This window comes from Gordonibacter sp. (assembly GCF_036667095.1).
Classification (GTDB): Bacteria; Actinomycetota; Coriobacteriia; order Coriobacteriales; family Eggerthellaceae; genus Gordonibacter.
The window spans coordinates 1-6,811 of record NZ_JAVWUP010000137.1; the positions used below are offsets into that span (position 1 = coordinate 1).

The following is a 6,811-nucleotide window of genomic DNA, read 5'->3' on the forward strand; positions in this document are numbered from 1 at the left end:
CGCGCACCTGGCTCTCCGACACGCCCAACGCCGAAGCTGCTGCGGCGTAAAGCAAGGCTTCCCCTGCCGCTCCTGGCAACCCCGCATCAAGCGGCAGCTTTACATTCGAAACCTCAAGCATATAAATCCTTATTTTCGAGGCCTTTTCAAGCAGAAATATTTCTTGTTTGCGAAGGCTCGGGATATCTCTTCACAAGATACTACACTGAGGACCCGATGCGACCCATCACGCCTCCCCGACGCAAGAAACGCGACTAATGAAGCTACCTCACCGAACGCGCACCCCGCACAGCTATCCCGCAAGCTGAACAGCCGCCGCCCTACCGGCAGTCAGCCCGCTGGCCCAGGCCCAATGCAGGTTGTAACCGCCGCAGGGAGCATCCACATCCAACGCCTCGCCTACTACGTACAGGCCCTTGTCCAGATGCGATTCCATCGTAGTCGCGTCGAAGTCTCCCACCGAGAAACCGCCGCGCGTCACCTGGCACTGGCGTGCATCGCCCACACCCTCGACAACAAACGGGAGCGTCTTGAGCGAGCGAGCCAAAGCCGGCACGTCCGCCTTGGAGAAGAGGGCTTCGGAGCGCAGGCCGGCTTCCCGCAAGACAACACGGCTTACCGGCGGCAACAGCAACCCGCGCAAAAAGCCTTCGCCAGAGAGCTCTCCGACATGCGCCGCCATGCGCTTGCGACGGCGGAACAAGTAGCTTTCGCAATCGGCTTCGGCAACGAACGGCAGCAGGTCCACCAACAGCCGGTCACCAGGGCTTGCATGGCGGGAAAGATTGAACACCGCGATCCCCGACACGCCATAGGAGCGGAACAACAGCTCGCCCTCTTCGCGCGCCCGAAGGGTACCGCCCGCATCCACCAAGGCAAGCGCCGCGCGCACGCGGATGTTGTCCAGGCTTTTCGCCACGCTGCCCGCCGTGCGCAGCGGCCCAAGCACCGGCCGCGCAGATGCCACCCGATAGCGCTCGGGCAGCAAACCTGCAAGCCCGCGCCCCCCACAGGCCACCACCACCGCGTCGGCATGCTCTATCGCTCCGTCGGCGAACCGCAGGTGGAAGTGCTCGCCCGTGCGCTCAGGGGGCACGACGCTCACAACCGCGCTGCCACAGGCCTCGCGCACGCCGCCCGCTGCGCAAGCCTCGCGCAGCACGTCCAGCACAACCGACGCCTTGTTTGCCAGGGGATACAGTCTCCCTTCGCCCTCTTTGCGCCACTCCAGGCCCCAGTCGGCGAAAAACTCGTGTACCGGGTTCTCGTCGCAGCTCGCAGCCGTGGCGCTATCTCGCCGTGCGCTCCGGCCCCGCAACGCTATCAGCGCGTCGCGCACGAAGGCACCGTTGCGGTAAAGCCCTGCATCGATATGCGCGTTCGAAAAGTTGCACCGCCCATTGCCTGTGGCCAGAATCGAGCGGCCAACCCGCTCGTCAGCCTCGTACAGCACGACCTCGACGTCATGCGAGGCGTTGCTCCCGCCCGGCGAGCGCAACGCCTCGCCCGCCGCCACCGCGGTTGCCAACCCAGCGGCACCGCCGCCTATAATCGCAAGTTTCTTCATCGCTCCATCATATCGCAAAGTTGAGAAGCGTGTATTCGCTCCACCAATCCCCCTAGAAGCAGGCGGCCCGACAAATACCGCCCTCTTGAGCAAGATGCAAAGCTCGATGGACGGGCCGAGGCAGAAAATCAAGCGATGCTGTGCAAATTTTTCGTTTTCCCGCACCGGAGGGGATCGTTTCGCGCCTTTTGCGCGTCGAGGCACCCGCAAGCTCAAGCGCAACAAAAAGTACGCGCGCTTGAGCTGGGATTACAAAAAATTGCAACGCAAGAACCGAGGAGAAGCAGAGAAACGGAATGCACCGAGTGCCGGAAACCGAAAAATTTGCACAGCATCTGCCTTTTCCGGCGCTATACCTCCAGTGACGTTGTCGCAGTCAAACGACTTTGCCACCGATTCCTGTCCAAAACCACTCGCTCCAACCTCAATCGGCCCTTACGCCAGCCTTGCGAGCCTCTTGGCATGCCAGCTCCCGAACAGGCGATAGAGCACCTGAAACACCACCGATATCGCCGCCGCGCAGGCGACGAACACCACCGTCATGCTGGTCGTGAACGGCTCGATGCCGAACAGGCCGTGCAGCAACGTGGCCCCGAGCACCGTGCCGCCCACCACTACGACGACCAGCGCTGCGCGCAGCGGCGTAAACGGAATGGACAGCCGCACGATAAGCAGGAAGCCAACCCACGCTGTCAGCAGCACGCACAGCGTCGACACCTGGCTGTAGTCAAGCCCCAGCGACGTATACCCTATCACGTTCACCGCCACCACGTTCAGCACTGCGCAGAGGGCACCGGGCAGCGACTTCACGATGACGTTTTCCAGGAAGCGCCCGCGGATGCGGTCTTTGTTGGGTTCCAGCGCTAACACGAACGAGGGCAACCCGATAGTGAACGCCGAGATCAGCGTCATCTGAATGGGCTGGAACGGGTACTGCCATGGCAGGAAGATAAACAGCACCGCCAACGACATGGACAGCAGCGTCTTCACCAAGAACAGCGAGGCCGAGCGTTGCAGGTTGTTGATAGAGCGACGCCCCTCGGCCACCACTTTCGGCATGGAAGCGAAGTCGTTGTCCACGAGCACCAGCTGGGCCACGTTGCGCGCCGCGTCCGAGCCAGCCGCCATGGCCACCGAGCAATCGGCCTGCTTGAGAGCCAGCGTGTCGTTCACGCCGTCGCCCGTCATGGCCACCACGTGCCCGCGCTCCTGTAACGCAATCACGAACTGCTTTTTTTGCTCGGGCTTTACGCGCCCAAACACGTGGTAGCGCTCGATAGCGGCGGCCACCTGCTCGGGCGTCTCCAGCGTCGTGGCATCCACGTACTGGTCTGCACCCGGCACACCCACTTTCTGGGCGATGCCCGAAACCGTGCGCGGGTCGTCGCCCGAAATGACGTTCACCGTAACGCCCTGATCTTTGAAGTAGCCAATGGTCTGCGCTGCCGTCGCACGTATCTGATCATGGATGCACACAAAACCGAGGGGCTCCGGCGTACCCACCACGTCCCCGTCATCGGTAAAACCGTCCACGCGCGCCACCAACAGCACGCGGGCATCTTCGGCAAGCTCGTTTGCCTGGCCCTCCACCGCCGCATAGCCATCGCCCAACACGAAGCGCGCCGCACCCATGACATAGGCGCGCCCGTCTGCGAACGCCGCGCCCGACCACTTCTTATCCGACGAGAATGGCACGATACGCACCACCGACAGCCGCGCTACCGCGCTTTGCGCATAGTGCTCGATAATGGCCTGCGCCGTCTCGTTGGGATCCTCGTCGGCAACAGCAAGCGAGGCCAGCGCCGTGTCCACCTCGGCCGCATCGGCGCTGCCCACCAGCTCGACGGAGGCTACCTCCATGGCACCCGTGGTGATGGTGCCCGTCTTGTCCAGACACAGGGTATCCACCCGAGCCAACGTCTCGATGCAGTACAGTTGCTGCACCAGCACCTTCGATTTCGCCAAGCGCACCACCGCCACCGCCAGCACCGTGGACGTCAGCAGAATGAGGCCTTCGGGGATCATGCCCACCAGCGCCGCCGTGGTAGACAAGACGGCATCGTTGAACGCCACGCTATGGCTGAAGAATTCGCGCGAGAACAGGATGGCACCCAAAGGGAAGATGATGAAGCTGACGAACTTGATAATGCCGTTTAAGCTGTTCATGATCTCGGAGTTCACCGCTTTGCGCTGCTTGGCTTCCGCGCTTATCTTGGCAGCGTAGTTCTCCTTGCCCACATGCTCGACACGCGCCGTAACCGTACCGGCATTCACGAACGAGCCGCTCATCAGCTTATGCCCGATCTGTTTCTTGATAAGGTTGCTCTCGCCGGTAAGCAGGCTCTCGTTCAAGTCGGCGGCACCGGCCACCACCTCGGCATCGGCCGGCACCTGGTCGCCACGCCCTAGAACCATAAGGTCGTCGCGTACCACATCATTTAAGGGAACCTCCACCTGCGCACCATCGCGAATAACCTTGGCATGCGATCCTGCAACGATGGACAGACGGTCGGTCGTACGCTTCGAGCGAACCTCCTGCACGATACCAATAACCGTGTTCAGCACGATGACCAGCATGAACAGCATATTCTTGTACGAGCCGGTTATCAGCACGAACAGCGCCAGTATCACATTGATGAGGTTGAACAACGTGCAGACGTTGCCCAGCACGATCTGCTTGATCGTGCGCGTCTTCACGTCCACGTCGGCGTTCACGTCACCTCGAGCGACCCGCTCGGCCACTTCGGCGGAGGTCAGACCTTTCAGCTTTTCATCCATGCGAGTTCCTTATCGTAATCGGCGAGCAAGGTGCCCGCAGCGAGCGATACCCGGGCAAGTAAGATTTTCGATGCGCCCCATTGTACGACGATCACCACAAAAACAGCCCCCGATCGACGAGGATGGGGGCCGTTTCCGCGCGAATCGCGCAAATCTAAAAGACAACGCAGCAAACCACGCCTACGCCTGCTGTTTCACCTTGCTCGCAAGATACAGGCAAACGGCCATGATGGCCACGTTCACCAACGATGAAGGGTCGAACGAGCCCTGCGCGAGCGACATGCCCAGACCGATCAAGCCGAGGACCAAGCCGATAATGCACAGCACGAAAAACGGGCCCACCTTCCGAGGGTTCTTCGCTCCACGCAAGCCCAAAAAGCCGATGATCAGATTGAGAATGCCGCCGACGATGAAGGGAATGGCAAAGGCAATGGCGGCTGTCGCAACGCTCACGGACACCCCATCGGCCTCGATGGTATCAGTCGTCGCCCCCGGCAAGGCAACCCCCGCCGCCATGAGCGCACCGAACAGCACGAGAAACACGGCAAAGACGATAGTGATGATAGAGACAACTTTCAACGCCTTCTGCGAACCGGACATATGGTCCCCTTCCTCTGGTGCACGATGCTCCAAAGCGGCAGGCATGCAGCGCCTTGGAGCATCGAGCAAACGAGCCCTCCGCTTTCGGAAAGCGTCTGCAATTATAGAAGCCTGCTATCTTTGCCATGTTCGCCACCGGGGATGTTCATCTTTTAGTTGAATCAAAAGAGCGGCGAAGATCCCGAAGTTCGCCGGGACCTTCGGTTTGCGTAAACCGCCTGGAAGAGCGGCCGGTTCTACTTGGATTCCAGTATCGGAATGGGCGTCTCGTCCGTCTCGTCGAGGTTTTTGTCCCACACGTAATACTTGGTCTCGCGCGCTATCAGCCCCGACAGCGCCAACACCACAATGATGTTCGGCACGGCCATGAGCGCGTTCGTGATATCAGACACCGTCCACACCAAATCCCCTATGCCAATAGCACCCAGAAATGCCATGAGAACGTAGAGCACCTGGTAGGGGCGCACCGCATGCTTTCCAAACAAGTACACGACGCAGCGGTTGCCATAGTACGACCAACCGAGGATGGTCGAGTACGAGAACAGCACCATGCCGATGATCAAGATAGGCGTGCCAATGTAGGGAATGGCGCCGAAGGCGGCGCTGGTCAAATCGGCACCGGCGTGGATCTGGCCGCCTTCCAAGATACCGGGGTTGGCAATGAGCGTGGATACCAACACGATGCCCGTAAGCGCGCAGATGATAACGGTATCCCAAAACGTGCCGGTCATGGACACGAGGGCCTGGCGCGCCGGGTTGCGGGTCGATGCGGCAGAAGCCACGATGGGAGCCGAGCCCAAACCCGACTCGTTAGAGAACAGGCCGCGTGCGCAGCCGAACTGCAACGCCATCATCAGGCCCGACCCCACCGCGCCGCCGAAGGCAGCTTTGGGCGTGAAGGCGCACTCGAAGATAAGGCAGATGGCCGGCCAGACGAACTGCCAGTTGATGCCGATGATCATGATGCAGCCCCACACATACACGATGGCCATGAACGGCACCAGCTTCTCGCACACCTTCGAGATAACCTTGACGCCGCCGAAGATAACAATGGACACCATGATGACGATGGCAAGTCCGATGCCCCACGTAGGAATACCCGGAGCATTCGAGATGATGATGCCCGTCATGGAGCTTGACTGCACCGCCGAGCCGATGCCGAACGACGCGATGGCGGCGAACAGGGCAAAAGCGCCTGCGCCGAGCATAGCCCACCAAGGCGTCTTACCATCCTTCTCGAAACCGCGCCGCCACGCGTACATGGCACCACCCAGCATATTGCCCTTGTGGTCGCGTACGCGGTACTTCACGGCAGCATAGGTCTCGGCGTACTTCGTTGCCATGCCGAACACGCCGGTCAGCCACATCCACAGCACCGCGCCCGGACCGCCCGCCAAAATGGCCGTGGCCACGCCCACGATGTTGCCGGTACCGATCGTGGCCGACAGTGCCGTGGTCAAAGCGCCGAACTGGCTGATGTCGCCCGGCACATCCGGATCCTTCGTCACCGACAGCTTGATAGCCGTCGGCAGCTTACGCTGGATAAAGCCCGTGCGCACGGTCAGATACAGATGCGATCCCAACAGAAGCACGATCATCGGCGGCCCCCACACGAAGGCGTCGATGCCGTTGATAATGCCCACGATATCCATGAGCGGCCCCTCTTTCTCTCGTCGGTCCCCTTATGCGACTGAAAGAGCCGTTGCCGAAACCGAGTGGCGAACAACCGCCCTCCCCCTCACCAGATGCGCCGCCGTACCAAGGAGAAGCGACACCAGGCGCAGGTGAGAAGCGTCTGCACCCGATCGCGCAATCCGTTTCGGCAGAAGCACTTTTCCACGCTAAAGTGGTTGGATTATAGTCGCC

4 protein-coding genes are annotated in these 6,811 nt (G+C 60.8%); all 4 read right to left on the reverse strand.

From position 1 onward, the window contains the following. Positions 1 to 292: 292 nt before the first annotated feature. The 4 genes from RR842_RS10670 to RR842_RS10685 all read right to left on the reverse strand — a co-directional run bounded on the left by RR842_RS10670 (position 293) and on the right by RR842_RS10685 (position 6,597). Positions 293 to 1,567: an aminoacetone oxidase family FAD-binding enzyme gene (locus RR842_RS10670; RefSeq protein WP_332729722.1), complete on the reverse strand. Its 1,275-nt coding sequence runs from the start codon at positions 1,565 to 1,567 to the stop codon at positions 293 to 295. 435 nt (positions 1,568 to 2,002) lie between these two features. Continuing rightward, positions 2,003 to 4,345 (reverse strand): cation-translocating P-type ATPase, encoded by a 2,343-nt coding sequence (locus tag RR842_RS10675; RefSeq protein ID WP_332512926.1) that lies wholly within the window; start codon positions 4,343 to 4,345, stop codon positions 2,003 to 2,005. A 180-nt stretch (positions 4,346 to 4,525) separates the two neighbouring features. Then, the gene (locus RR842_RS10680; protein ID WP_332512924.1) at positions 4,526 to 4,945 is read right to left on the reverse strand and encodes a hypothetical protein; all 420 of its coding nucleotides are present in this window, start codon (positions 4,943 to 4,945) and stop codon (positions 4,526 to 4,528) included. A gap of 236 nt (positions 4,946 to 5,181) precedes the next feature. Next, complete coding sequence (locus RR842_RS10685) at positions 5,182 to 6,597, reverse strand: sodium:alanine symporter family protein (RefSeq protein WP_332565625.1); 1,416 nt, start codon at positions 6,595 to 6,597, stop codon at positions 5,182 to 5,184. Between the last annotated feature and the right edge of the window lie 214 nt (positions 6,598 to 6,811).

Bases quoted from the DNA above. Each gene is read 5' to 3' on its own strand.
- RR842_RS10685 (WP_332565625.1), bottom strand. From the start codon at position 6,597: ATGGATATCGTGGGCATTATCAACGGCATCGACGCCTTCGTGTGGGGG.
- RR842_RS10680 (WP_332512924.1), bottom strand. From the start codon at position 4,945: ATGTCCGGTTCGCAGAAGGCGTTGAAAGTTGTCTCTATCATCACTATC.
- RR842_RS10675 (WP_332512926.1), bottom strand. From the start codon at position 4,345: ATGGATGAAAAGCTGAAAGGTCTGACCTCCGCCGAAGTGGCCGAGCGG.
- RR842_RS10670 (WP_332729722.1), bottom strand. From the start codon at position 1,567: ATGAAGAAACTTGCGATTATAGGCGGCGGTGCCGCTGGGTTGGCAACC.